The organism is Microbacterium sp. CCNWLW41 (assembly GCF_037083505.1).
The window spans coordinates 1,313,750-1,339,546 of the sequence record NZ_JBAOJP010000001.1 but is presented as its reverse complement, the minus strand read 5'-3'; the positions used below and the strand labels follow the sequence as shown (position 1 = coordinate 1,339,546).

The window sequence follows — 25,797 nt, the reverse complement described above, 5'->3', positions numbered from 1 at the left end:
ACAGAGAGGTTGGCAATGCACCAGCAGACCGTGGCGGTGACGCCATGACAGACAAGCCCGGGGAGGAGCCCGACCAGGGCCCGGCACCCGACCCCGACCGGTCCGCCCCCCGCCCGGCGGAGCCGGGGGTCGGGGACTCGATCTACCCCCACACCAACACGTACTACACCAGCCCCAAGCTCAACCAGGGCGTGCCGGCGGACCCGATGTTCATCCGGATCCTGTCGACGATCGAGATCACGATCGGCGTCGTCCTGTTCGCTCTCATCGTCTTCGGCGTGATGTACCAGGTGCTCGGCCGCTACTTCCCCTCGATCAGCTGGGTCGGTGCCGGTGAGGTCGCGCTGCTGTCGATGATCGCGCTGACCTTCATCACGACCGGCTACCTCGTGGGACGCAACGGCCACATCGTGCTCGAGATCTTCGACGAGCTGCTCGCCGGCACGAAGCTCTTCGTCGCGCTGCGCGTGATCTCCGCGGTGATCATGGTGGCCACGTGCCTCGTCCTCGCCTACGAAGCGTGGGTGAAGATCGACGTCGAATGGGGCCGGCTCAGCGCCGCGATGCACGTGCCGATCGGCGTGCTGTACGTCTTCGCGCTCGTCGGCTTCGTCTCGGCGGCGATCCACTCCGCGTTCAAGATCCCGTACGCGAACCGCCCCGAGCGCAAGCTCGACATCGGCGAGATGGAAGGCTGACGAATTGGATCTCTGGCTCTACATCCTGCTGTTCGTCGTCCTCCTGCTGCTGCGGGTGCCCGTCGCGTTCTCGATGATCGCGGCGAGCATGCTGTACTTCTACAGCCACGGCCTGTCGGCGGGATATGCGATCACCTCGGTCGTGAACGGCATCAACAGCTTCCCCCTGCTGGCCGTCCCGCTCTTCATCTTCGTCGGCACCATCGCCAACCACCTCGGCATCGCGACGCGGCTGTACGACCTCGCCCGCGCCCTGCTGCCGCGGCTGCCCGGCAACCTCGCCTACGTCAACCTCGGCACCGCGATCGGGTTCTCATGGATCAGCGGCTCCGCCCTGGCCGACGCCGCCTCCACGAGCAAGGTGCAGATCCCGCAGATGCTCAAGGCCGGATACCCCTACGGGTTCTCCGCGGGCCTGACGGCCTCGGGATCGCTCATGAGCACCGTCATGCCGCCGAGCATCCCCGCCGTGCTCTTCGCCGCGACGGCGTCGATCTCGACCGGCGCGCTGTTCGCGGGCTCCATCATCCCCGCCATGCTCATGGCGCTCGGCCTCGCGCTGTACATCTTCATCTGGGTCAAGCGCCACCCGAAGGTGGCCGTGGCCCGGCCTTTCGACGGCTCGATGCTGGCGAAGGCCTCCGTGCGGGTGATCGGTCCCGCGCTGCTTCCGGTCATCATCCTCGGCGGCATCTTCAGCGGATGGTTCACCCCCACCGAGAGCGCGGGCATCGCGGCGGTCTACATGCTCCTGCTGGGTCTGATCTACCGCACGCTCACCCTGCAGGTGTTCTGGAGGGCCGCGAAGGAGACGGTCGTCATCTCGGGCGGCATCCTGCTGATCCTCGGCGCGTCGAACCTCATGGGACAGGTGCTCGCACGTGAGCAGGTTTCGCGGGCGCTGGGTGAATGGCTCACCGGGCTCACCGACAACCCGCTCCTGTTCCTGCTGATGCTCAACGTCCTGCTCATCCTGCTCGGCATCCCGCTCGAGGCGCCGCCGGTGATCCTCGTGCTCGTGCCGATCCTCATGCCGATCATCGGGCAGTTCGGGATCGACCCGGTGCAGCTCGGCGTCATCATGATCCTCAACCTGATGATCGGATCGCTGACACCACCGGTCGGCGCAGTGCTGTTCGTCGTCGGCTCCATCACCCGAAGGCCGATGGGCGAGCTGTTCCGGGGCATCCTGCCGTTCCTGATCCCGCTGGGAGCCGTGCTGCTGCTGCTGACGGTGTTCCCGGTGATCGTCACGTTCCTGCCGACACTGCTCGGCCTGATGTAGCTCGGTGATCCTGGCCGGCGGGTCTCACGAAGCCGATCCGTGGGACCCTTCGGGCAGGATGCCGCCGCAGAGAGGAAGCAGCATGACGAACAGGCTCTTCGTGCTCAACGGCTCCAACCTCAACATGCTCGGCATGCGGGAGCCGGAGCTGTACGGGACCGCCACGCTCGAGGATGTGCGGGCCGACTGCGAACGTGTCGCCGCCGAGCTCGGCTTCGAGCTGCTCTTCGCGCAGACCAACGCCGAGCACCAACTCGTCGAGTGGGTGCACGAGGCGTTCCGTCAGGAGGCGGTCATCGTGATCAACCCGGCAGGTTTCAGCTTCAACTCGGTGCCGCTGCTGGATGCGCTCCACATGCTGACGACGCCGGTCATCGAGGTGCACATCACGAACATCCACGCCCGCGACGCCGTCCACCAGCGCTCCCTGATCTCGACCGTGGCCCGGGTCGTCATCGCCGGAGCGGGCGTCTACGGGTACGAGCTGGCCATCCGGGCCGCCGGCCGGCTCACCGCCCGCGCCGGCGACGACGGCTGAGCGCCTCGATCAGGCGGCCGCGATCGAGTCGGCGGCGGTGACGCCGAAGACGAGCGCCTTGGTGAGCGCGGTGCCGGTCATATACGACGCGCCGTGGAATCCGCCGGCGACCTCGCCGGCGGCGTAGAGGCCGTCGATGCGGGTGCCGTCCACGCGCAGCACGCCGGCATCGGGCGCGACGCGCAGCCCGCCGAAGGTCGAGGTCATGGCCGTCACGGCGGCGTACGCGTAGAACGGCGGCGAATCGAGCGGGGTGAGGGCCCCCACGCCGTTGACCAGGCCCGTGCGGCCGAAGGGGTCGCCACCGGACGCCGACACGGCACGGTTGTATTCCGAGACGGTGCGCTCCAGGCTGCGCGGCGGGATGCCGAGCCCGGCCGCCAGGTCCGGGATCGTCGGGGCGCTCACGAGGTGTCCCAGCTCCTCGAGGCGCTCCATGTCGGACAGAGGCACGCCGGGCCGCGAGCGCGCCCGCACGACGGCGTCGAAGATCTGGAAGGCGGTGCGGCCGGGCTGGCTCAGCACCGCGGCGCCGAGCACCTTGTACGACTCGGACTCGTCGGCGAAGCGCTCCCCGAGCGCGTTCACGAGGATGGCGCCGAGGTAGTTGGCGGTGAGGAGCTCATGCTCGTCGTCAGTCGCCTCGGCGTGCTGTCCATAGGTGCCCGAGACATGGCCGATGTCGGCGAGGCCGGCCCCCAGCAGCCATGCCATGCGCAGCCCGTCGCCGGTGTTGCCGACGCCGCCGTACGGCATGGCGGCGGCCTGGGCGGGGACGAAGAGGTCCAGCAGCTCGCGGCTGCGCGAGAAGCCCCCGCTCGCGAGAACGACGCCCGCGGGGGCCGGGAGCACCTCGCCGGCCGACTCGATGCCGACGACCCGGGAACCCTCCACGATGAGGCGTTCGGCGGCGCGGCCGGGAAGGATCACCGCTCCGGCGGCGGCGGCTTCGGCCTCGAGATGCGCCGCCAGGTCCCGGACGCGCACCAGGTGCGCCCGCGCGACGGACATGCCCGCGCTGACCTTGAGCTCGTCCGTCCACGCGCCGGCGCGGTCGATCGCCTCGACGGCGTGCGCCTGGCCGGCGACGAGCGCGCGCAGCAGCGACTCGTCCGCGAACCCGCCGCCGGTGTCGCGCATGTCGGAGAGGAAGAGATCGTCGGAGTCGGCCACCGCCGCGCGTCGCTGGAGCGCCGTGCCCGACAGCGCGAACCACCCGCCGCTGAGCGCTGTGCTGCCGCCGAGGTGGGAGCGCTTCTCGACGAGGGCGACGCGCCGGCCGCTCGCGGCGAGGCGCTGCGCCGCCGCCACTCCCGCGAGCCCGCCGCCGACGACGATCGCGTCGAACTGCCCGCCGCCCCGCTGCGTCATGAATGCTCCTTCCCCGCCCCCGCCCGGGTCATTCCCGTCCCGCTTCCACGTCGGTGCGGAACCGCGCGACGTCGACGGTGCGCCGCGTGCGCGCGGCCAGCGCTGCGGCCTCGACGAGCGCGAGCGTGCGCGACGCGTCCTCGGCCGAGACGAGGGGCTCCGCCTCGCCGCGGACGACGTCGGCGAAGTGCTCTAGCTGACGCTGGAACGATCCGCGCGGCACGACGGGCAGGTAGGTGCGCGACAGCGGCGAGTGCCAGTCCGGCTCGACGGACGCGTCGTACGCGTACCGAGCGAGGTTCGGCACGGAGAGCGCGGCCCGGGTGCCGACGAAGCGGTAGGCGACGCCGTCGGGCAGGAAGGGGAACGCCGCGGTCTCCTCTGTGGCCTGGTCCCATCCCCACGGCGAGACGCCCGCGTCGGAGGCGAGGAAGCTGCCCACGACGCCGTTCTCGAACCGGAGGCTCAGCGACACCGTGTCCTCGACCTCGAGACCGCGCGCGTGCGAGCTCTGCATCGCCTGGATCTCGACCACCTCGCCGCAGAGATGCCGCAGCAGGTCGAGGTCGTGCACCACGTTGATGAGGAGCACACCGGCGCCCGGCCGGCTGTGCCACGGCATGTCGGTGAAGTACGCGTCCTCCTTGCGAGCCGACCACAGTCCGCTGACCGCGACGACCTGGCCGAGCTCGCCGTCGCGTATCGCCGCGCGGGCCCGTGCCACGGCGGGGTGGTGGCGCCGGTGGTGCCCGACGAGGAGTCGGCCGCGCCTGCGCTCGACGGCCTCGACCAGCCGCAGCGACTGGGCGTAGTCCACCGCGGCGGGCTTCTCCAGCAGCACCGCGACGCCCGCCTCGAGGCACTCGAGGGCGGTGTCGACGTGCAGCGCGTTCGGGTTGGCGATGATCACCGCGTCGACCTGGCCGGCATCCAGCATCCGCTCGGTCGACTCGTGCACCGCACACCCGAAGGCGTCCGGCGGCAGCACCGGATCGGCGACCGCCGTGAGCGCCATCCCGGGCGCCGCCCGGATGAAGTCGATGTGCTGGCGTCCCATGAAGCCGGCGCCGACCACGCCGAGCCGGATGATCGCGGGATCGGATTCGGTCACCGGGCCTCCCTGCATGCTGACCGTCGGCGGGTGCGGACCGAGCGTACGACACCGGCGACCGGCGCTCGCGGCGCGTTCCATTCAGCGGTGAGGAGCGCAGCGGACAGCGCCGCATCCGCCTGTTCCACTCGACGGGACATCGCTTTGCCAACGGTTCGAAGTCGGTCAGAGTCGGCACTGCCACCGGGCCGAAACGTGACATCGTGGTCGACGACGAACTCCCGTGCGAAGGCGTCGATCCCGAAGTCCCGCTCCGGCCATCGAATGTCACGTCAGACCTTGCACGAGGACGTGCACAGAACAGAGGAGAGTCCCATGAGCACAGCCCGCTCGACGCGCCGACGCCGATTCGCCGCGTCGGTGCTCGCAGCCACCGCCCTCGTCGTCACCGGCTGCGCCGGCGGCGAGGCCGCGCCCGACGAGACCGGCGACGGAGCCACATCCGAGAACAGCCCGGTCACGCTCACCGTCGCCACGAGCCAGAACGAGCAGACGCCGAACTACTTCTGCGGTGTCGAGCTGCTCAAGGAGCGACTGGAGGAGGCAGACATGGGCTTCACCGTCGACCTCTACCCCGCCAGCCAGCTCGGCCCGGACGCCGACCGCTTCCCGCAGGTGCAGGCCGGCGACATCGACATCGATCTGCAGGGCGCGTCCGCGCTCAGCGCCACCTACGAGCCCATCGGGGTGGTCGACGCGGCGTACGCCTTCGACGACGTCGACCACGCGTTCCAATGGATCGACGAGAACTCGGAGGACCTGTTCACGGGCTTCCACGAGGCGACCGGCGTCAACATCGTGGACGGCTGGTTCTTCGGCAACCGCACCTTCACCACCAAGGACGTCGAGGTCACCAGCCCCGACGACCTGGCCGGCGTCCCCATCCGGTTCCCCAACTCGCCGATCTTCCTCGCCAACGCCGAGGCGCTCGGCGTGACGAGCCCGGTGTCGGTGGCGGTCGAGGAGGTCTACACCGCCCTGCAGCAGGGCATCGCCGTCGGACAGGAGAACCCGATCGTGGCGACCCGCTCGTCGAGCTACGACGAGGTGCTCAACACCGCGATCCTGAACAACCACAACGTCGGCATCCACTGGATCCTCGTCAGCGACAAGACCTACGAGAAGATGAGCGACGAGCAGACCGCGCTCCTCGAGGAGACGATCCGCGAGATCCGCCCCGAGAACCGCGACTGCGTGGACGAGGCGACCGAGGAGATCCTCGACGAGTACCGCGGTGACGACAACTTCACCGTGGTCGAGACGGAGGACGTCGACATGGACGCCTTCATCAGCCAGGCGGAGGAGTTCTTCAACGGCTACTTCACCGGTGAGAACCTCGAGGCCTACCAGGCGATCCGCGAGACCGCGGGCTGATCTGACGCAGACGACGAACGGGGTGGGCGCCGGCGCCCACCCCGTTCGTCGTCGCCGGCGGGTCAGGCGTCATGCGTCGTGTCCAGCCGGCGGCTCAGCGTGAGCGCGGCCGCGCGCACGGCCGGCGCGAGGCGGTCGGGCGCCGCCTCCGATGCGGGGGCGGTCACCGAGATCGCCGCGACCGGCTCGCCGCCGTGGCCCAGGATCGCGGATGCCACGCACACGCGGTCCTTTGAGCACTCCTCCGTGTCGGTGGCGACGCCGAGCCGCCGGACGTCGGTGAGTTCACGCGCCAGGACCGCGGGGTCGGAGATCGTGCGGGGCGTGCGCTGCGGCAGCCCGTCCTTGAGTCGCTCCACCCCCTCCCGGCGCGAGAACGCCAGCAGGACCTTGCCGAGAGCGGTCGCGTGAGCGGGCAGGCGTCCGCCGATGCTCGCCGGCGGCGCGCAGCCGCCCTCCGCGCGAACGATCGCGAGGATCACGACATCGGCGCCCTCCAGCACGGCGAGGCTCGCCGTGCGACCGGTGACATCGCGCAGCTCGGTCATCACCGGGTGCGCGAGGTGCCGCAGGCGGCGCGGCTTCTCGACGGTCTGCGCCAGCTCGAACAGCCGGACGCCGAGGTAGAGCTTGTCGCCCTCGCGGTCGAGGAAGCGCTGCGCCACGAGATCGCCCGCGATGCGCGACACCGTCGACTTCGGGAGGTTCGCGCGGCGGGCCAGCTCCGACACCCCCAGCCCCTCGTCGTGCTCTCCGAACGCGTCGAAGACCGCGGTCACACGGTCCAGCACGGTGACCGAGTCGGTCCATCCTGCGGTGCGCATGGAGCTCAGGCGGCCGTGAGCCGGCGGCTCACGTTCGTTCCGGCCGCGCGCACCAGCGGGGCCACGCGCTCGGGGTCCATGGCACCGCTCGGGCCCGCGATCGAGATCGCGCCGAGCACGGCACGGTCGTTCGAGAGCACCGGGCTCGCGACGGCGAGGATGCCGGGATAGGACTCGCCCATGTCCAGCGCGACGACGGAGTGGCGCACATGCGAGAGCTCGTCGCGGAAGTGGTCGGCGTCGGCACGGGCGAGCGGCGCGCTCACGCGATCGACGATCCCCTGGTCGCCGCAGAACGCGAGGTAGGCCTTGCCGCTGGCGGTCGTCAGCGCCGGGGTGCGCATGCCCGCGCGTGTCGGGAGCATGGGGACCCGGCCGGCGACCGTCGCGATCGAGACCATGTCGGTGCCTTGCTGCACCCAGAGGCCGACGCGTTCGCCGGTGACCTCCCGCAGTTGACGGATGACGGGCGCCGCGGCGCCGAGGAGCCGGCGAGGAACGCTCGCACGGGCGCCGAGCTCGAACAGCCGCAGCCCGAGGGTCACTCCCTCATCGGTGCGCTCGAGATAGCGCTGGCCGGCCAGCTCGGCCACGAGCCGGGAGACGGTCGACTTCGGCAGGCGGGTCAGGGCGGCGAGGTCGGTGACCGAGAGCGACCCGCCCGAGTCCTTCACCGCGTCGAGGATGCTGATCATGCGGTCGAGCACGGACACCGGTGCGTCGTGGCGAGCCGGACTCGTGTTCCATTCGGCGAGACTCTCCATCGAGCATCCCCTCCCAGCGGCTTGAATCGTCGTCGATCGCGCTTCGCTTCGAACGTACTAGTTAGTACACATCCATGCAATGCTGTTCCGAGAATCACGCGGGCACCAGCGTCGGTGCTCCAGAAAGGCGCCATGCGCACCTCGATCGCCACGGTCTGCCTGAGTGGCACCCTCGATGAGAAGCTCGTCGCAGCGCAGGCCGCGGGCTTCGACGGAGTGGAGATCTTCGAGCCCGACCTGGTCGCCTCCCCCCGGTCCCCGGAGGAGATCCGGGCGCGGGCGGACGAGCTCGGATTGACCCTCGACCTGTATCAGCCGTTCCGCGATTTCGAAGGTGTGGGTCCCGAGCTCCTCGAGCGCAACCTGCGCCGCGCCGCCGCGAAGTTCGGCCTCATGAACCGCCTGGGGATCGACACGATCCTGCTGTGCAGCAACGTCGCGACCGCTCGCAGCGGCGACGAGCAGCTGGCGGCGGCGCAGCTGCGGCAGCTCGGCGATCTGGCGCAGGGCTTCGGCGTCCGGGTCGCGTACGAGGCGCTCGCCTGGGGCCGGTTCGTCGACAGCTACGAGACCGCGGCGCGCATCGTGCGCATCGCCGACCATCCCGCCATCGGGCTCTGCCTGGACAGCTTCCACATCCTGTCGAAGGGGCACAGCCCCGAGGCCATCGAGACCATCCCCGCCGAGAAGATCTTCTTCGTGCAGATGGCTGACGCGCCGCTTCTCACGATGGACGTGCTCTCCTGGAGCCGGCACCACCGCGTCTTCCCCGGCGAGGGCGGCTTCGATCTCGGCGCCTTCATGGCGCACCTCATCCGCACCGGCTACGACGGCCCGGTCTCGCTCGAGATCTTCAACGACACGTTCCGCCAGACCGACGCCCTCGCCACGGCGATCGACGGGCGCCGCTCGCTGCGCTGGCTCGAGCACGAGGCGGCGGCGGCGCTGGGCTCGGGCGCGGGCGGCGGCGCCGCCCGCATGCGGACGAGCCGGCTGCCGGGCGTCGCGTCCCCCGCCGACGTCAACTACGTCGAGCTCAGGACGACCGAGCTGCCCGAGCTGCGGCGCCTGCTCGGGCAGCTGGGCTTCCGCTCGCACGGCGCGCACCGCAGCAAGGCCGTCGAGCTGTGGTCGCAGGGTGCCGCGCGGGTCGTGCTCGGAGCGCCCGACACCGATCACCGGCAGCCGACCGTCGCCGGCATCGGCTTCTCGGTGAGCGACCCCGCCACGGCCGTGCGTCGCGCCGAGGACCTGTTCGCGCCCGACGTGCCGCGAAAGGAGGGTGCAGGCGAGGAGCCGCTCGTGGGGGTGCGCACCCCGGACGGGTCGGAGGTGTTCTTCGGCGCGGACGGCGGCGGCGAACCTCGCTGGGTCGGCGAGTTCGGGCGCCCCTCGGACCCCGATGCGGGACTCATCGAACGGGTGGACCACATCAACCTCGCCCAGCCGTGGCAGCACTTCGATGCGGCCGTGCTCTTCTTCCTCTCGGTGCTGGACCTGCACGCCGAGGCATCCGTCGAGGTCGCCGCACCGGTGGGGCTCGTGCGCAGTCAGGTGCTGCGCAGCGCCGACGGCATCGTGCGGATCGCCCTCAACCTCGTGCCGTCGGGCGCCCGCGACGACGCGATCCTGCCCCAGCACATCGCCTTCGCGAGCAGCGATGTGCTCGCGCTGGCGCGGGCCGCGCGCGACCGCGGGTTCGCGCCGCTGGACATCCCCGCGAACTACTACGACGACATCGAGGCGCGCTACCTGATCGACCCCGGGCTGCTCGCCGACCTCCGGGAGCTGAACGTGATGTACGACCGGGACGACTCCGGTGAGTTCCTGCACTTCTACACGCAGCCGGTCGGCACGGTGTTCCTCGAAGTCGTCGAACGGCGCGAGGGGTACGCCGGGTACGGCGCGCTCAACGCCCCGGTCCGCCTCGCCGCCCAGTATCAGCATCGGCGCGCGGCCCGAGAGGAGGTCGCCCGATGATCCGGCACGTCGCCGTGTTCCGGTTCGTCTCCGCGTTCACCGCGGAGGAGCGCCGCCACTGGATGTCGCTCCTGCGGGCGCTGCCCGCGCAGATCCCCGAGCTGCGCAGCATGAGCGTCGGCGAAGACGTGCTCGCGGGTCCGGCGTCGCACGAGCTCGCGATCGTCGCGGACTTCGACGACCTGGACGGGCTCGCTGCGTACACACGTCATCCCGCCCACGAGGAAGTGCTGCGCATCTCCGCGCCGGTCAAGGCCTCGCTCGCCACGGTCGACTTCGAGATCCCCGACGCGACGTGACCGATCAGACACCTCGCCCCGGATCGTCGCCCCACCCGCCTCGGGGGCGCTACCTCGTCGGCCTGATCGGCGAGGGGATCGCGGCATCCCTCACTCCCCCGATGCACGAGGCGGAGGCGGCCGCGCTCGGACTGGACTACGAGTACCGCATCCTCGACCTCATCGCCCTGGGACGGCCGGCCACCGACGTCGGCGACCTCCTCGCCGAGGCGCGGTCGGCCGGGTTCACCGCCATGAACATCACCCATCCCTGCAAGCAGCTCGTCGTCGACCTCGTCGACGAACTCGACGCGGATGCCGCGCACCTGCAGGCGGTGAATCTCGTCGTTTTCGACGAGGGCGGCCTCGTCGGCTACAACACGGACTGGATGGGCTTCCGGGAGGGCCTGGACGCCGGTCTCCCCGGCGTGGCGTTCGACCGCGTTGTGCAGATCGGCTGCGGCGGCGCCGGCGCGGCGACCGCCTACGCGCTGCTCTCCCACGGCACGTCGAGACTCGACCTCTTCGATGCCGACCCCGCCCGCGCCGACGACCTCGCCGCGCGCATGCGCGCCCACTTCCCCTCGCAGACCGTCGCGACCGCCATGCCGGACGACCTCCCCGGGATCATCGCGCAGGCCGACGGTGTCGTCCACGCGACCCCGCTCGGCATGCTCCACCACCCGGGCGTCGCCTTCGACGTCGGGCTGCTGCAGCCGGGCGCCTGGGTGTCGGACGTCGTGTACCGGCCGCTCGAGACCGAGCTCATCCGGCGAGCGCGCGAGCGCGGCCATGCCGTGCTCGACGGCGGACGGATGGCCGTGGGTCAGGCGTGCGCTAGTCTCCGAATCATCACGGGCGTGGCGCCCGATCGGGAACGGATGGAGCGACACTTCCGTGCGCTCATCAGCGCTGAGGAGGACTCCAGCGCTGGAGGGAGCCCGCGATGAGCGACGAGGCGAGCGAGCTGCGCGACGGCGGGACGACCGAGCGCGCCGCCAGGACGCAGGACGACATCCTCGAGGTGGCCACCGCCGAGTTCGCGGCGAACGGATACGCGGGCGCCCGCGTCGACGAGATCGCGGCGCGGACCCGCACGACCAAGCGCATGATCTACTACTACTTCGGCTCGAAGGAGGGGCTGTACCTCGCCGTCCTCGAGCGCGTGTACGCCCAGATCCGGCGGGTCGAGCGCGGCATCAACATCGAGAAGCTCTCCCCCGCCGACGCCCTGCGCACGGTCGCCGAGGCCACGTATCACCACCACACGACGCACGAGGCGTTCATCCAGCTGGTGAGCATCGAGAACATCCACCGGGCGGAGCACGTCCGCCAGTCCCAGACGATCCTCCGCGAGAACGCCACTGCCATCACCCTGTTGCAGGAGGTCATCGAGCGGGGCGTTCAGGACGGCTCCTTCCGCGATGACGTGGACGCGGTGGACGTGCACATGATCATCAGCGCCTATGCCTGCTTCCACGTCGCCAACCGTCACACCTTCGCCGCCATCTTCGGGCGCGACATGCTCGATCCGTCCCTGCAGGACTCCCACCGGCGCCTCATCGGCGATCTGGTGGTCGCGACGATGACCGATCGCGGAGCCGCCCGCCCGCAGCCCTGAGCCACGCGGATCGCCGCGCGCGGACGAGGCCGGACCGCTCACCCGCCGCGAGCGGCCTGCGCGATGCGGCGCGACAGGGACAGGGCTGCGGCGTCCACCGCCTCCGCGGCCCGGTCGAGGTCGAAGGCGTCTGCCGCGCCCGACACGCCGATGGCCGCCGCCACCGCCCCGTCCGGTGCGAAGACCGGGCTCGCCACCGCCCAGACGCCCGCCGTGGACTCCTCCAGCTCGACGGCCGGCCGCCCTTCGCGGATCGAGGCGAGCTGGCGCCGGATCTGCGTGGGATCCATGACGGTGGCGGAGACGGATGCCGTCGGCGCCGGCCCGAGGGCGGCATCGACGTCTTCCGGCTCGGCGTGTGCGAGCACCGCCTTGCCGAGGGCCGTAGCGGCCACCGGGAACCGTCCGCCGGTCCGGATCGCGAGCGGGGTTCCGGCACGCCCGCGCATCGCGGCGAGGCACACCATCTGCCCGCCGTCGCGGATCGCCAGGAGGACGTTCTCCCCCGTCGCATTGCGCAGCCCTGCCATCACCGGCAGAGCGGCGATCCGCAGCTCGCGGGGCTCCTTCGCGAGCTGGCCGAGCTCGAAGAGCCGCAGCCCCAGGTGGATCCGCCGCCCATCCCGCTCGAGGTACCGCTGTCGCACGAGCGTCGCGACGAGGCGCGACACCGTCGACTTCGGCAGGCCCGCGCGCGTCGCCAGCTCCGACAGCCCCAGGCCACGGTCATCCTCGTCGAAGGCGTCCAGGATGGCCGTCATCCGGTCGAGCACGCCGAGCGCGTCGGTGGAGGCATCCGCTGCCATGCTCAGGCCACCTGCGACGCCAGCCTGTGCGTGAGCGCGAGCGCCGCGTGGCGCACGAGCGGCGCGATCCGCTTCGGATCCATGTCGCTCACCGGACCCGCGACGGAGATCGCGGCGACCGGCAGACGCTCGGGCGAGAGGATGGGGCTGGCCACGCCCACCACGCCCGGGAAGGTCTCGCAGCGGTCCACGGCGATTCCGTCCGAGCGGACCGCCGCCAGCTCCTGCTCGAGCCTGCCGCGCTCGTACCGGTCGGAGCCCGCCATCACCGCGTCGATGACGGCGCCGTCGGGCGTGAACGCGAGCACCGCCTTGCCGAGGGCCGTCGTCGCCGACGGCACCCGAACCCCCGCCCGGGACGGCACCGGCCGCAGCCGGCCGCGGACGGAGATCACAGAGAGCATCTGGCATCCCTCCCGAACGGCGACGTTGAGGTGCTCACCTGTGGCATGGGACAGCTCGGCGAGCACGGGAAGGGCGGCCAGGCTCAGCCGGCGCGGGGTGCTGGCGCGCGCCCCGAGCTCGAAGAGCCGGAGCCCGATGACCACGCCGTCCTCTCCGCGGGTGAGGTACCGCTGGCGCACGAGATCGGCGACGAGGCGCGAGACGGTGGACTTGGGAATGCCGGTGGCGACGGCGAGCTGGGTGATGGTGGTCGAGCCGTTGGACTCCCGGACGGTCTCGAGGATGGCGAGGATCCGGTCGAGCACGGAGACCGGCTCGTCTCTGTGGGCGGATCGCATGTGGGCAGTATCCGTCCAGTTCCGAAGGCCCGGCAAGCAAACCGGCCCCTCACCCCGCGATGGTCCCGCCCAGTGGAACAGCGCCCGCGCAGAACCGTCGGTGCACGGCGGAGGGGCCCGAACCCGCCGCGGCCGGCGGGTTCGGGCCCCTTGTGGAATCACTCTTCGAGGGGCTCCGCGGGTGTCAGGCCGTGCAGAACGGCTTGATCCCCATGACGCTCTCCAGGCCCTCCACCACGTGCTGCTGGAAGAAGTCGTCGCCCGTGAGCGGCGCATCCGTCCAGGCGGCGACGTCGTGTCCCAGCGTGGTCAGCCACGAGCGGCCGCCGTCGTAGTACTGGCACCAGCTCACCGGGTGGTGCTCACCGTGGCCGGCCACCGTGGCCTCGCTCGTGGCCTGGTCCACCTCGAGGAGGACGTTGACGAAGCTCGGGTACGGCGTCAGGTTGTACCACTCGTCCTTGAACCCCCACGTCTCGGGCATGAACGACGTCGAGACGTCCCGGTTGTTGACGGTCTCGACCGTCCCTTCGCGGTTCGGGCCGTGGTTGTAGAAGTTCGCACCGCCGAGGAGGCCCTCGTAGTGCTCCCAGTGGTACTCGGCGCCGAAGGCGTTGTGGATCCCGACGAAGCCGCCGCCGCCGCGGAGGTACTGCATCAGGTTGGTCTGCGCCGTGTCATCGAGCGTGTCGCGGTTCGAGCTCAGGAAGACGACGGCCTGGTAATTGTTCAGGCGGGTGAAGCTGGCCAGATCCTCGGTGTAGTCCACGGCGATCCCGCGCTCCTCCGCCCACGCCTTCAGCGCCGACTGCGCGACGTTGTTGGCGTTGAGCGGCGGGTTCATCCCCGGGCCGAGCGCGGTTCCGAGGTGCGCGTGACGAGGTCCGGCGGTGCGGCTCCAGATCAGGATGCGCTTCTGCTCACCCTCCTTCCAGCCGTTGCCCCACTCGTTGTAGCACTCCGGGTCGACGCCGCGGCACACGCCGTAGTCCTTGATCTCGTCGAGGTAGATCTGGCTCGCGGTCGCGGGCTGGCCGCCGAGCCCGTTCCCGTTGTCCTTGCTGCTCAGGGCGGCCGATCCGACGACCATGCCCGCGCCGAGCGCAGCCGCGGCGACGAGAGCGACTCCGGAGCGTATGAGCGATTTCATGTGATCTCCTTTGATCGTTGCTGCAGATTCCTCGGGTGCGCGAGACGCCGTCCGCCCGGGGCTGGTGCGAATCTAGGCGGGGCCCGTCGCGGCGGGCAAAGCCCGTTCCACCCAGTAAGCCGCGCGCGAGGATCGACGCGGCATCCGCTAGCGACATCTCCGCGCGGAGCGAGTACAAAGGAAGCGAAACGGGCGGACGAGTATCGGCGGTGATGGCGTCATGCAGGACACGAACGATGCGGTCGTGACACTCAGCGAGGAGCGGTGCTGGAACCTGCTCGCGCGACGCGAGCTCGGCCGTCTGGCTTTGGACGCCGACGGCGAGCCCGATATCTTCCCCGTGAACTACGTCGTGGACGGGTCGCGGATCCTCTTCCGGACCGCGCCGGGCTCGAAGCTGGCGACCCTCGCAGTGAGCCCTCGCGTCGCCTTCGAGGTGGACGAGTACGACGACACGTTCGCAGCGAGCGTGATCGTCAAAGGCGTGGCGGAGCGCCTCGACCGTCAGCGCGACATCGATGACGCCGACGCGCTGCCGCTGCGGCCGTGGATCCCGACCCTCAAGTACCGCTGGGTGCGCATCACTCCGACGCAGATCAGCGGGCGGTGGTTCCGGCGGACTCCCGAGCCCGACCGCTACCGGGCGTCGGCGGACGACCACACCACCTGAACCGCGCAAACGGTGTCCGCGGTCGGTGCGACGATTCGCACGACGGGGTGAGCGGCGGGAGGCGGCATGAGGGGCGAGGCGACCGTGCTGCACGCCGATCTCGACGCCTTCTACGCGTCGGTCGAGCAGCGCGACGCGCCCGCCCTCCGCGGCCGACCGGTCATCGTCGGCGGCGGGGTGGTGCTCGCCGCGAGCTATGAGGCCAAGGCGCGGGGCGTGCGCACCGCGATGGGCGGCCGCCAGGCCCGCGACCTCTGCCCGGATGCGGTGGTGGTCCCGCCGCGGATGGACGCCTACTCCGCCGCGAGCAAGGCGGTCTTCGCGATCTTCCGCGATACGACCCCCCTCGTGGAGGGCCTGTCCATCGACGAGGCGTTCCTCGAAGTGGGCGGGCTGCGCCGGCTGGCCGGCACCCCCGAGCAGATCGCCGTGCGGCTGCGCCAGCGGGTGCGCGCCGAGGTGGGGCTCGCGATCTCCGTCGGCGTGGCGAGGACCAAGTTCCTCGCCAAAGTGGCCAGCGCCGTCAGCAAGCCCGACGGCCTGCTGGTCGTCGAGCCCGAGCAGGAGCAGGCGTTCCTCCTCCCCCTCCCGGTAGAGCGGCTCTGGGGGGTCGGGGCCGCGACGGCTGCGAAGCTGCACGGCCTGGGCATCCACACCGTCGGAGAGCTGGCGGATCTGGAGTCGTCGACCGCCGAGCGGCTGCTCGGGAGGGCGGCGGGTTCGCATCTGCACGCGCTGGCGAGACTGCGCGATCCACGACCCGTCGACACCACGCGGCGTCGCGGGTCCATCGGCTCCCAGCGCGCGCTCGGGAGCCGCCCGCGCACGGCCGAGGAGCTCGACGTGATCCTCAGTCAGATCGTCGACCGGCTCGCCCGCCGTCTCCGCGACGGCGACCGGGTCTGCCGCACGGTGGTGCTGCGCCTCCGGTACGGCGACTTCGCGAAGGCCACCCGCTCCCACACCGTCCGCTCCCCCACCGACCGCACCGCGGTGCTCCTCGCCGTGGCTCGAGCGCTGCTCGCCGGGTCGCAGCCCGAGATCGACGAGCGCGGCATCACCCTGATCGGCGTCTCGCTGTCTCAGCTCGGCCGGGCCGACAGCATCCCCCCGGAACTGCCGATCGACTGGGACGACGGCGCTCGTCTCGACGTCGCACTGGATGCGGTGCGCACCCGCTTCGGCGCGGGCTCGGTCTCGCGAGCGACCCAGCTGGGGCGTGATCCCGGGTGGTCGACACCGCTCCTGCCCGAGCACGAGTGACGCGTCGAGGGGTCGCGCTCCGGCGTAACGACGACCGTCTCGCGGACCTCCCGTTACAACGCGGCCGCGAGCTCCTCGCCCCACCGGCGGGCCCGCTCGAGCTCGCCGTCGGCGACCGGCCCCGAGTAGCCGTGCACGCCGAACGTCTGCGGTTTGGCCGCGGGCCGGAAGCCGAGTGCGACGAGGCGCTTCATCGCCTTCTTCGCGGCCGATCCCGGCAGGCGCGGGCTGGTGACGCGGGTGTCGAACGTCGCGACCGGGATGTCGCGACCGGGCGAGGCCAGCGATGCGATCCATTCACGGATGCCTCGGGGCGGGATGTTCTCCGCCCCCTGCTGCTGCGCCGACTCCCTCGTCTTCTCCGTCGACATCGAGAACGCGTGCGTCGGGCCGCCCACGACGAGGAGGTCGACGTCGCCCTCGAGCACCGCCGGGGCCGAGACGGCGTCGACCACGTCCGTGGATTCGAGCCCGAGGCCGGCGGCGATCTCGCGGGCGAGCTGCTCCGTGTTGCCCCAGAGCGTCTCGAACACCACTACTGCATGCATCATGCCTCCTTCGCGCCCGCGTGGTGCGGCCGCCTCATGGGATGAATGGTTCTCTTCAGGGCCGATCGCCCGGACGCTCAGCCGGCGCCGTCTGCGCATCGAGCGGCGAGCGGACCGCGCGGATGAGGCGGACGAGATACACCACCAGCCGGCGTGCCCGACACCAGTCTCGACAGGCCAGCGGCGCGCATCCGGGCCTTTGGTCCCGCGTCGGCCGCCGAGCCCTGCGGAAGGTCGAATTGGTCTGCCCGGCGACGGTCGACGACACCGGTATCTCGAGCCGGCGTCAGGCGCCCTTGCCGCGGCGGCCGGCCGCTCGGCGCACGAAGCCGAAGATCAGCGTTCCCACGAAGAGAATGGCGCCGATGATGCCGAGCCAGAGAAGCCCTTCGAGAGCGAATCCCACGACCGCGAGGACCGCCCATACGACCAGGAGGATGATGATCGCCGTCAGCATTTCCTCATGCTAGCGACCCCACCCAGGCACGGATGGGCCCCTGCTCCCGCGGGGGTACGAGTCCCTCTTCGAACGGCTCGGCCGTGCGGCCGAACCTGTGAGGCGTACATGTTGGGGGCGTAACGTCCGGTTATGGACACACAGACACGAACGAGCGGTGCGGATGCCGCGACGCTGGGCCTGGGATCGGTGCTGGTGGGTTCGTTGCCTGCTGAGCTGATGACAGACGACGCCCCGGACCGTTACACGGTCGAGGCGGTATTCACTCGCCGACCCGAGAAGGACGAAGTGAGAGAGATCCTGGGGACCGGGACGCGCGACCATCTCGCGAACGCCGGGTATCCGACGGTGGAACTGACCGTCGCCGACCGTCGCCTGGTGATCGAGAACACGAACCTCGAAGAGCTGCGCGATGGGCTCGCCGGCGTCATCGCGGACATGCTCGCTGGGATCAGCACGATGCTCCACCAGAAGCAGGAAGCAGCCGCGATGCTGCTGCAGGAAGCCGCATCGAGCGAGCACGACCGGGCAGCGGCTGTCGAGACCCTCGCGGAGTCGATCGCGTTCCGGACCACGCAGAGTACGGGCACTCCCGCAGGCCTGTCGGCGGATGCTGTCGCCGTCGACGACGGCACCCAGCTCGCGGGCTGGGGCAGCGAGGGGGGACGTCAAGAACCTGCTTCACGGCAGGAGTGACGCATCGGTGCACGCATCCGCGAACGTCAGGCCTGGGAGGCGCATCAGCGCCACCCAGGCCCGCGGGCGCACCGCGCAGTGCACCCTGTCTTCGACGTCAGCTCACGCGGCACCCTGGGGCAGCCCGCCACCATTGGCATGACCCGGCATGCCGGGCACCCCGGCGTGATCGGGTGGGCCGGGGACTCCGGCGTGACCGGGCGCTCGACCGTGGTCGCCTCCCGGGGCCGCCGGGTCGGCGAGGCCACCGTGCGTGAGACTGAGGTGCGGCGCTGAGTGGATCGTCGTCATCGCCCCCTCCTCTGCCAGCAGCGCATCGATCGTGGCGGACGGGTAGTGGTTCGCCCCGAGTTCGAAGTAGCTCATGCTGTGCGCGATGACCCCCACAGCCCTCAGGTAGTCGATCGTCCGCACGTTGGCCAGCTTCGCGAGATCCCCGGTGTAGTACGGGAAGCTCTCCGGAGCGGCCACCCACGAGGCAGCGGCGTCGACCGCATCACCGAGGCCGGTGCCGTGGGCGTTGACATACGAGTGGACGTCGTAGCCGTGACCGGCGAGCGTCTCGGCGACGAGCATGAGCGGCAGCAGAGAGAAGTGGGTGTACCAGATCCCGTAGTCGCCGACGCCGTTGTTGCGGGTGACCTCCTCAGGCATATGACCGTTCGCGTCGACCTGGTGCTCGATCAGCTCCGTCGTCCGCACGTACGCCGCATCGATGGCGGCTGTGTCGCCGAGGTACGCCGCGCTCGCTGCGGTCAGCTCGAGAGCCCAGCTGCCCCAGTTGTTGGTGCGATGGAGAATCGAGCCGGCCACGGGAGTCGCCGTCTCCGAGAGGAAGCCGGCGAAGGCGCGCTCCCCCTCTTCCGACCACGCGGGCGTGCCGCGGAGCAGCTCGGCGGCGAAGACGAAGGCGGGGAAGTGGTAGCTGAACGCCAGAGCGGAGTCCTCGCTGGTGCGGACGCAGTCGACCGTTCCCATCCAGGCGTCGATGAAGGCGGCGGCGTGTGCCCCGTACCTCTCATCTCCGGTGAGGCGGTAGGCCAGCGCCAGCTGGTAGGCCGTGTTCGCATCGTTCTGCAGGCCGTCGCGCGCCGCCCGGTGCGCCGTGGGGTTGTTGTAGAAGAACGGCACGAAGAAGACCTCGGGCGGCGCCGGCGTCCGCGCCATCCCGGCGGTGACGTCCTCCATGAGTCGGTCGAACCCGGAAGCCTGCGGCTCCACGTTCCGCTCCACGCGCCGTGCCACCTCCGCGATGCGCTCCGGGCTGTTCAGGACGAGTCCCCGCTCGCCGACGGTGGCCGGCTCACCGGACCACGCTACGCAGTCCGCGGGAGCAGGCTCGTCGCGCTCGATCGCGCCCGTCAGTTCTACGGCGTCGACGGCCATTCGCACATCGCGGTGCGCCGCGAGCGAGAAGCCGCCGGCGTCGAAGGTCGAATCCGTCACCGACAGCAGGGGCTGATCGGCACCGCCGAGCGAGACATCCAGGCGGTCGCCATCGAGGCGGACGGTCACCGTCACCCAGGACGCCCCCGGACGGGCGGCCGTCGCCGACGAGCCGAGATATGTCACGGCGGAGCCGCCCGCCGCCTTGATCACTGCGAGCTCGCCGTTGTTGCGGAGCAGAACGGTGTAGCCGGACTGCGTGTAATCGTCCGTCGTGCTCGCGCGGTGGACGGTGAAGCCGGCCCACGCGGTCGCGCCGCCGCCCTCCGTGCGGAACGTCGCGGTCGCCGTGCTGGTCGTATCGAGGCCGAGCTCGGTCAGCGCGAGCACCGAGCCGCGCGTCGACCCGGGCGTCACGACTCGCGCCGCACCGTCGGAGGCCTGCCAATCACCTGCGGCGGCCGTCCACGCGCTGCCCAGCGTGTCGAAATCGTCTCGGAACATGCCGCCATCGCCGGTCTGTGCGAGCGCCGGCTGGGCCGCGCCGACTATGGCGACAGCGACGACTGCGGCGAGCGCGGCTCGCCATCGAACCTTCATCATCCGTTTCCTCCTCTTGTATGTGGTCGCAAATCGAGCGAGCGGGGTCCGGCCGGCAGCGCGGCGCCCCCTGCTCAGTACACGCGTATGGACACCACGCGAGCTTGCGGGGCGCCGTTCGTGGCGAGGACCCTCAGACGCAGAGCAGTGGCGGCCGCGACATCTGTCTCGTGGACGCGTTGGCGGCGACGATTGGCCTCGACCCGAACCAGCTCGCGCCACCCGTCTCCTTCACAGACCTCGAGGACGTAGTCCCGGACGAGCTCGGGGAAGACACGCTCGGGCGTGCGGTGGTGGTGGAGCGTGTTCAGTTCCACGTCGGTGTCGTCGTCGAAGACGAGTCGGATGCTGCGCACGCGGCACGCTTCGCGCCATTCCAACGTCAGGGTGGCGTCGTCGGACGGCTGCGACATCCACAGGTTCGGGCCCCCGTAGAAGCGCTGGTACCCGCCCACGGCCTTGGACTCGGCGAACGCCTCGGTGGCCGGGCTCACGCGAACCCTCGGCGAGCGACCGCGCAGCGGGATCGCCGGCCAGGCGATGACGCTCTCCGATTCGTCGACCGCGACGTTCGCATCTCCGTCGGCCTGCGGGCGGTGAGGGAGGGCCAGCACGCCGGGCACCTGCGCGTCGACGAGCACCGCTGAGACACCCTCAGCCGCTTCGAGCACGATGACGACACTCTCCGGCTCGTCTGGCGCCCAGCTCAGCGGGAAGCGGACCCACTGCGGTTCGTCGGATCCGGCCGCCTCGACCTCGACCCTCGCGCGCCGATCGATCGGCACGGCGTTCTGCCGGTGTCCGGTCGTCCAGAGCGACGCGGCCAGTCGGGTGTCCCCGGCGACATGCAGCAGCACGTCGACGTGGTCGATCCGCGGGTCGGCAGGCAGGAGCAGACCGAGATCCCGCTCCAGGGGGAACGGTGCTTGCCCGGCCGCCGGATCGAGTTCACGCGGGTCGAGCGTGCGCGCGGTGGTCGACGCGGTCACGCGGGCTCGTCTTGCCAGATCGCCGGGATCGCCGTTGCGGATGCCGAAGACCGAGGCATCCTGTCGCAGCAGCGTCTGGCGCAGGGTGTGGGCGTGCGTGGCGGCGAGCTCGCGCGGTCGCACGCCGAGGTCGAGTGCGAGGGCGGCGCCGGTGCCGGCTGCCTCGCCACCGGCTCCGCATGTCGCCATGACCCGGGTGGAGCCGAACGCCACATGGCTCGCCGAGATGTCGCGCCCGGCCATGAGCAGGTTCACGACGTTGCGCGAGTAGTAGCTGCGGAAGGGGATGCCGTAGATCCCGTTCGAGTACCGCTGATGCGCCCCGGCTTCGGCGGCGTACATCCCCTCCACGGGGTGGAGGTCGATCGACCATCCGCCGAAGGCGACGGCGTCCGGGTGGTCGACCTGATCCAGGATGTCGTTCTGTGTCAGCACATGGTCGCCCAGGAAGCGTCGGTATTCGCGCTTGCCGGGGAGCGCGCCGACCCACTCGAGGTCGAGCGTGGCGGCGTCGAACTTGCCCGAGTTCTTGATGTAGTCCCAGATGCCGAAGATCACCGACCGCAGCTCGTCCCGAATCGCCTCGTTGTCGTGGACGGTGTCGAGATGCCCGCCCCACTCGATCCACCAGTAGTGCGCTCCGGAGTCCCCCGATCGCAGGATGCGGGACGCCGGGATCGGAGTCTGGGTGATGTCCTTGGCCGAGTCGGGCGCGACGAAGTCGACCGGGCGGCCGAGATCCTTCGTGTAGAAGAGAATGGTCGAGCCCAGTAGCTCGCCGTCGGCTTCCTCGGGTGCCCACGACTCGCCGAGCTCACGCGACGCCTCGCGCCCGATGCGGTACTCGGCGCCGGCGAGGTGGCCTACGAGGCCGTCGCCGGTGCAGTCCAGGAAGTAGGGGCTCGTGAAGGTGGTGAGGGTCTCGGATCCGATCGTCCATCCGCGCACCGCGGTGACGACGCGCTCGCCGTCGATGTCGGCGGCGTCGACCTCGCGCACGTCGGTGTTGAGGAAGACGGTGATGTTCGGCTCGGCCCGCACCGCGTCGAAGACCACCTCGTCCCAGATGATCGGGTTGCCTTCGGGGTTGCGGTACTGATTCTCGACGTAGAGCTCGCCGATGACTCCGCTTTCGCGGGCGAACCGCTGTACGCCGTGCCCGGTCGCACCCACGACCCAGACGCGCACCTCCGACGACGAGTTGCCGCCGAGCACCGGTCGATTGCCGATGAGGGCCACCCGCTTGCCGAGCCGCGCCGCGCTGATTGCGGCGCAGACGCCGGCCAGGCCGCCTCCGACCACGGTGATATCGGCTTCGACGTTCTGAGTGCGCATGGTTCCTTCGGCGGTTCGCGGTGGGGCATGGGAGGTCGCCGGCCCGGGCACGAGCCCGGGCCAGCGGAGAGGGGTGTTCAGATGAGGCCGTTGATTGTGTCGCCGGCGGCTTTCATGGCGTCGGATGCCGACTTCTGGCCGATCAGGACGGCTTGGACCTGCTCGGCGATCGCGGTCTCCATCTGCGCGTAGGACGGGTACTCCCACAGCGGGCTCGGCTTCGCGGTGGAGGTCACGGTCTCGGTGAAGGCCTGGACGAACGCGTTCGCGGTGACCGTGTCGGAGGCGAGCGCCGCTTCGGTGGTCGGCGGCAGCCCGAGTGCGGCGAAGTAGTCCTCGCTCTGCTGCGGGTCGCTCGTGAGCCACTGCGCGAACTCGGCGGCGGTGCCGGCGCCCTCGCCGTCGACGACGACGACGAGGTGGCCCCACAGCACGTGCTGAGGCGTGGATCCCCCCTTGAGAACGGGTCGCGCGAGGGGGGTCATCTTGTCGCCGAGCGTGGCATCGGGCGACTGCGACACGACCGACGACTTGCCGACCGGCGCGTCGTCGTAGAGTGCGGTGGCGCCCTGAGAGAAGAGGGTGCGGGCTGCCGCGCGATCGACGTCGGCCGCGATCAGGCCGTCGTCGTACAGCTTCTTGTACCACTCGACGGCCTCGACTGACGCGTCGTCGCCGATCGTCGACTTCCCGTCCTCGATGATGGGCGAGCCGAAGGTCTGCATCCAGACGACGATGTCCTTCAGCTGCGCGGCCTTCGTGCTCGCGGCATAGGGGATCACCCCGATGCCCTTCAACGCGCGGAGGCCATCCTCGAATTCGTCGATCGTGCCGGGCGTGAGCGAGGTTCCCGCCTTGTCGAACAGCTCGGCGTTGCCGATGAGGCCGATCGCTCCGATCGTCCACGGGAGTCCGAGCTGCTTGCCGCCCGACGTGCCGGCGCCCAGTGCGGCATCCGTGTAGCCGCGGTCGCCGGTGTATGCGGACAGGTCGGTCAGCTTTCCCAGAGCAGCGAGGGCCGACAGCCACGCGACGTCGAGCTGTGCCGCACCGGAGAACTGCCCGCCCCGAACCTGCAGGGTGAGCTGATTCAGGTACTCGTTGTACGGGTACGCGCTGGTGTCGATCGAGATGCCCTCGGCGCTCGAGAAGCTCTTGAGCGCCGCCTCGATCGTGGGTTTGGCCGCTTCCTCGGACAGGCTCCACGACGCGAACGCGAAGTCCGTCGGCTCCGCTGCGCCCGGAGTCGGGCCCGGGGCGCCGACGCCTCCGGTCGAGCAGCCCGCGAGGCCGAGCAGAGCGGCCCCGCCGAGCCCCAGCACGGAGTAGCGCAGCAGAGACCGCCGCGAGATGTCGTTTGCCATGAGTTCTCCTTCGAAACAGTGCGATCGGGTGATGGTGGGAGAGGAACGAACGTGAGGTTCAGCCCTTGACTGCACCGGCGGTGATCCCGCCGACGAGGAAGCGCTGGAGCAGGATGAAGGCGATGCAGACGGGAACCGAGACCACGAGCGAGGCCGCCATGAGCGCGGGCCACGACGTGCTCGCTTCGGAGATGAAGGTGTTCACGAGGCCCGGGGGAAGGGTCTGCCGGTCGGGCCCGGCAAGGGTGAGCGCGAAGATGAAGTCGTTCCAGCCCCGCACGAAGGCGAACAGTCCCGCCGCGACCAGGCCCGGGGCGGCGAGCGGAAGCACGATCGAGTGGAAGATGCGCCACGGACCCGCGCCATCGATCCGCGCGGCCTCGATGAGGTCGTCGGGAAGCGCGTCGAAGAATCCCTTCAGCATCCACACGCACAGCGGCAGTGTGAACGTGGTGAACGACAGGATGAGTGCGAGGTAGGTGTTCAGCAGTCCGAACTGGGCGAACACGAGGTACAGCGTCACGAGAAGCAGCGCCTGCGGGAACATCTGGCTCGACAGGACGAAGTACATCAGGGACTTCCGGCCCGCGAAGCGGTACTTCGAGAACGCGTAACCCATGTACATCGACACGATGACGGAGAGCACGGCGGTGATCACCGACACGATCACGCTGTTGCGGAAGTAGACGAAGATCGCCTCGTTTCCGAACACCGTCGCGTAGTGGGCGAACGTCACCTCTTTGGGGAACAGCGTCGGCGGAAACGCGAACACCAGCCCACTGGGGGTGAGCGACGTGACCAGCAGCCAGTAGACCGGAGCGAATCCGAAGAAGGCGATGACGGCGAGCGTGATCCACGTCCCCCAGCGCGTGCGTCGGCGCCGGCGACGTGTCTGCACGGGCGGCGGGTCCTGAGCGAGGACCTCGATGGGCGTGGCCGTCATGGTGGTCATCGGCTTGCTCCCTTCTCGCCGCGCTCGGAGAGCCACACATAGACCACGACCAGGACCGTCAGCAACGCCATCCAGACGATGCCCAGTGCGCCGGCGTGCCCCAGGTCGTATCCCCTGAAAGCGGTGTCGTACACCTCGGTCGCGAATGTCTGCGTCGTGCCCGCGGGGCCACCGCCGGTGAGGACGAAGATCGTGTCGAAGTGCTGGAAGTTCCAAATGAACTCGAGCAGCACCACGAGTCCCGCGACGCCACGGATGTGCGGCCACGTCACCGTGAAGAACCGGCGAACGGTGCCCGCGCCATCCATCGCCGCCGCTTCATGAAGCTCAGCGGGGACCGTCTGCAGGGCGGCGAGCAGCATCACCATGATCCACGGGAAGGTGTTCCAGGTCTTGGCAACGATGAGCGCCACCCGCGCCGTATCCGTCTGGAAGAGCCACGCGATAGGGCTGTCGATCGCCCCGAGACTCATCAGCATGCCGTTGAGTACGCCGTAGTTGGCGTCGAAGATCCACATCCAGAGGAATGAGACGACCACGCCCGGTATCAGCCATGGGATGAGGAATGCGCCGCGGAGGAAACGCTGCCCAGGAAAGCTCTGGTTGAGGACGAGCGCGAGCGCGAGGCCGAGCACGAACGGCGCCACCGTCGCCCCCACCGTGAAGATGAGCGTCTGCACGAGCAGCGGCCCGAACTCGGTCGTGAGCACCTGGACGATGTTGTCGAGGCCGACGAACGTCATCCCCGGATAGAGCAGGTTCTCGTCGAAGAAGCCGGAGATCAGGGAACGAATCAGCGGGTAGAGCACGATCGTGCACAGCAGCACGATGCCGGGCAGCAGCAGGAACGCCAGGAATGCTCGGTCACTCAGCGGTGTGCCGCGCATGCGCCTGGCGGCGGGTGCGGCCACGCGGGATGTGGTCATCGTCGTCCTTCGCAGTCGGGCCGGGCATCGTCAGCGAGCATCGGCGGGGCGTCCGCGATTGGACGCCG

At 70.1% G+C, this 25,797-nt stretch carries 25 protein-coding genes; 11 read left to right on the top strand and 14 right to left on the bottom strand.

Going from position 1 to position 25,797, the window contains the following annotated elements; genetic code table 11:
* Positions 1-44 precede the first annotated feature (44 nt).
* From V6R91_RS05850 to V6R91_RS05840, 3 genes are all read left to right on the top strand, one after another.
* On the top strand, positions 45-698 hold the full coding sequence (locus tag V6R91_RS05850) for a TRAP transporter small permease (protein ID WP_336394642.1): 654 nt from the start codon (positions 45-47) through the stop codon (positions 696-698).
* Between the two features lie 4 nt (positions 699-702).
* The gene (locus tag V6R91_RS05845) at positions 703-1,983 is read left to right on the top strand and encodes a TRAP transporter large permease (RefSeq protein WP_336394641.1); all 1,281 of its coding nucleotides are present in this window, start codon (positions 703-705) and stop codon (positions 1,981-1,983) included.
* A gap of 82 nt (positions 1,984-2,065) precedes the next feature.
* A complete protein-coding gene (locus tag V6R91_RS05840; protein ID WP_336394640.1) occupies positions 2,066-2,521 on the top strand; it encodes a type II 3-dehydroquinate dehydratase in 456 nt (151 codons plus the stop codon).
* A 9-nt stretch (positions 2,522-2,530) separates the two neighbouring features.
* Here V6R91_RS05840 and V6R91_RS05835 read toward each other — a convergent pair whose 3' ends face one another.
* The gene (locus tag V6R91_RS05835) at positions 2,531-3,892 is read right to left on the bottom strand and encodes an FAD-dependent oxidoreductase (RefSeq protein ID WP_336394639.1); all 1,362 of its coding nucleotides are present in this window, start codon (positions 3,890-3,892) and stop codon (positions 2,531-2,533) included.
* 28 nt (positions 3,893-3,920) lie between these two features.
* Positions 3,921-5,003, bottom strand: coding sequence for a Gfo/Idh/MocA family protein (locus V6R91_RS05830; protein ID WP_336394638.1), 1,083 nt, complete (start codon positions 5,001-5,003; stop codon positions 3,921-3,923).
* Positions 5,004-5,318: 315 nt separating this feature from the next.
* On the opposite strand from V6R91_RS05830, the gene dctP reads away from it, so the two are divergent.
* Positions 5,319-6,377 (top strand): TRAP transporter substrate-binding protein DctP, encoded by a 1,059-nt coding sequence (gene dctP, locus V6R91_RS05825; RefSeq protein ID WP_336394637.1) that lies wholly within the window; start codon positions 5,319-5,321, stop codon positions 6,375-6,377.
* A gap of 62 nt (positions 6,378-6,439) precedes the next feature.
* On the opposite strand, the gene V6R91_RS05820 is transcribed toward dctP, so the two are convergent.
* Together V6R91_RS05820 and V6R91_RS05815 are read right to left on the bottom strand one after the other, a co-directional pair.
* Positions 6,440-7,201, bottom strand: coding sequence for an IclR family transcriptional regulator (locus tag V6R91_RS05820; RefSeq protein ID WP_336394636.1), 762 nt, complete (start codon positions 7,199-7,201; stop codon positions 6,440-6,442).
* Between the two features lie 5 nt (positions 7,202-7,206).
* Positions 7,207-7,965, bottom strand: a complete 759-nt coding sequence (locus V6R91_RS05815) for an IclR family transcriptional regulator (protein ID WP_336394635.1) — start codon at positions 7,963-7,965, stop codon at positions 7,207-7,209.
* Positions 7,966-8,097: 132 nt separating this feature from the next.
* Between V6R91_RS05815 and V6R91_RS05810 the strand changes: the two genes are divergently transcribed.
* The 4 genes from V6R91_RS05810 to V6R91_RS05795 are packed head-to-tail and all read left to right on the top strand — an operon-like array spanning position 8,098 to position 11,844.
* Positions 8,098-9,945 (top strand): bifunctional sugar phosphate isomerase/epimerase/4-hydroxyphenylpyruvate dioxygenase family protein, encoded by a 1,848-nt coding sequence (locus tag V6R91_RS05810; RefSeq protein WP_336394634.1) that lies wholly within the window; start codon positions 8,098-8,100, stop codon positions 9,943-9,945.
* A complete protein-coding gene (locus tag V6R91_RS05805; protein ID WP_336394633.1) occupies positions 9,942-10,244 on the top strand; it encodes a Dabb family protein in 303 nt (100 codons plus the stop codon). Before V6R91_RS05810 ends, V6R91_RS05805 begins: the two co-directional genes overlap by 4 nt.
* On the top strand, positions 10,241-11,173 hold the full coding sequence (locus tag V6R91_RS05800) for a shikimate dehydrogenase (protein ID WP_336394632.1): 933 nt from the start codon (positions 10,241-10,243) through the stop codon (positions 11,171-11,173). Before V6R91_RS05805 ends, V6R91_RS05800 begins: the two co-directional genes overlap by 4 nt.
* Positions 11,170-11,844 (top strand): TetR/AcrR family transcriptional regulator, encoded by a 675-nt coding sequence (locus V6R91_RS05795; protein ID WP_336394631.1) that lies wholly within the window; start codon positions 11,170-11,172, stop codon positions 11,842-11,844. The genes V6R91_RS05800 and V6R91_RS05795 overlap by 4 nt, the downstream gene beginning before the upstream one ends.
* Positions 11,845-11,882: 38 nt before the next feature.
* On the opposite strand, the gene V6R91_RS05790 is transcribed toward V6R91_RS05795, so the two are convergent.
* The 3 genes from V6R91_RS05790 to V6R91_RS05780 form a co-directional block, all read right to left on the bottom strand.
* Positions 11,883-12,650 (bottom strand): IclR family transcriptional regulator, encoded by a 768-nt coding sequence (locus V6R91_RS05790; RefSeq protein ID WP_336394630.1) that lies wholly within the window; start codon positions 12,648-12,650, stop codon positions 11,883-11,885.
* Between the two features lie 2 nt (positions 12,651-12,652).
* Positions 12,653-13,393 carry an IclR family transcriptional regulator gene (locus tag V6R91_RS05785; RefSeq protein ID WP_336394629.1) on the bottom strand — a complete coding sequence of 247 codons (741 nt, stop codon included), beginning with the start codon at positions 13,391-13,393 and terminating at the stop codon, positions 12,653-12,655.
* Positions 13,394-13,577: 184 nt separating this feature from the next.
* Entirely contained in the window at positions 13,578-14,543 is a 966-nt protein-coding gene (locus tag V6R91_RS05780) for a ThuA domain-containing protein (protein ID WP_336394628.1), read from the bottom strand.
* Positions 14,544-14,787: 244 nt separating this feature from the next.
* On the opposite strand from V6R91_RS05780, the gene V6R91_RS05775 reads away from it, so the two are divergent.
* A complete protein-coding gene (locus V6R91_RS05775; protein ID WP_336394627.1) occupies positions 14,788-15,213 on the top strand; it encodes a pyridoxamine 5'-phosphate oxidase family protein in 426 nt (141 codons plus the stop codon).
* Positions 15,214-15,279: 66 nt separating this feature from the next.
* Positions 15,280-16,476, top strand: a complete 1,197-nt coding sequence (gene dinB, locus V6R91_RS05770; protein WP_336394626.1) for a DNA polymerase IV — start codon at positions 15,280-15,282, stop codon at positions 16,474-16,476.
* Between the two features lie 53 nt (positions 16,477-16,529).
* On the opposite strand, the gene V6R91_RS05765 is transcribed toward dinB, so the two are convergent.
* The gene (locus V6R91_RS05765; protein ID WP_336394625.1) at positions 16,530-17,027 is read right to left on the bottom strand and encodes a flavodoxin family protein; all 498 of its coding nucleotides are present in this window, start codon (positions 17,025-17,027) and stop codon (positions 16,530-16,532) included.
* A gap of 283 nt (positions 17,028-17,310) precedes the next feature.
* Entirely contained in the window at positions 17,311-17,481 is a 171-nt protein-coding gene (locus V6R91_RS05760) for a hypothetical protein (protein WP_336394624.1), read from the bottom strand.
* Between the two features lie 189 nt (positions 17,482-17,670).
* Here V6R91_RS05760 and V6R91_RS05755 point away from each other — a divergent pair, with 189 nt between their 5' ends.
* On the top strand, positions 17,671-18,177 hold the full coding sequence (locus tag V6R91_RS05755) for a hypothetical protein (protein ID WP_336394623.1): 507 nt from the start codon (positions 17,671-17,673) through the stop codon (positions 18,175-18,177).
* A gap of 102 nt (positions 18,178-18,279) precedes the next feature.
* Here V6R91_RS05755 and V6R91_RS05750 read toward each other — a convergent pair whose 3' ends face one another.
* From V6R91_RS05750 to V6R91_RS05730, 5 genes are all read right to left on the bottom strand, one after another.
* On the bottom strand, positions 18,280-20,166 hold the full coding sequence (locus tag V6R91_RS05750) for an alginate lyase family protein (protein WP_336394622.1): 1,887 nt from the start codon (positions 20,164-20,166) through the stop codon (positions 18,280-18,282).
* 71 nt (positions 20,167-20,237) lie between these two features.
* Entirely contained in the window at positions 20,238-22,487 is a 2,250-nt protein-coding gene (locus tag V6R91_RS05745) for an FAD-dependent oxidoreductase (RefSeq protein ID WP_336394621.1), read from the bottom strand.
* Between the two features lie 77 nt (positions 22,488-22,564).
* The gene (locus tag V6R91_RS05740) at positions 22,565-23,851 is read right to left on the bottom strand and encodes an extracellular solute-binding protein (protein WP_336394620.1); all 1,287 of its coding nucleotides are present in this window, start codon (positions 23,849-23,851) and stop codon (positions 22,565-22,567) included.
* A gap of 58 nt (positions 23,852-23,909) precedes the next feature.
* A complete protein-coding gene (locus V6R91_RS05735) occupies positions 23,910-24,803 on the bottom strand; it encodes a carbohydrate ABC transporter permease (RefSeq protein WP_336394619.1) in 894 nt (297 codons plus the stop codon).
* Positions 24,800-25,729 (bottom strand): carbohydrate ABC transporter permease, encoded by a 930-nt coding sequence (locus V6R91_RS05730; RefSeq protein WP_336394618.1) that lies wholly within the window; start codon positions 25,727-25,729, stop codon positions 24,800-24,802. Before V6R91_RS05730 ends, V6R91_RS05735 begins: the two co-directional genes overlap by 4 nt.
* Positions 25,730-25,797: the final 68 nt, after the last annotated feature.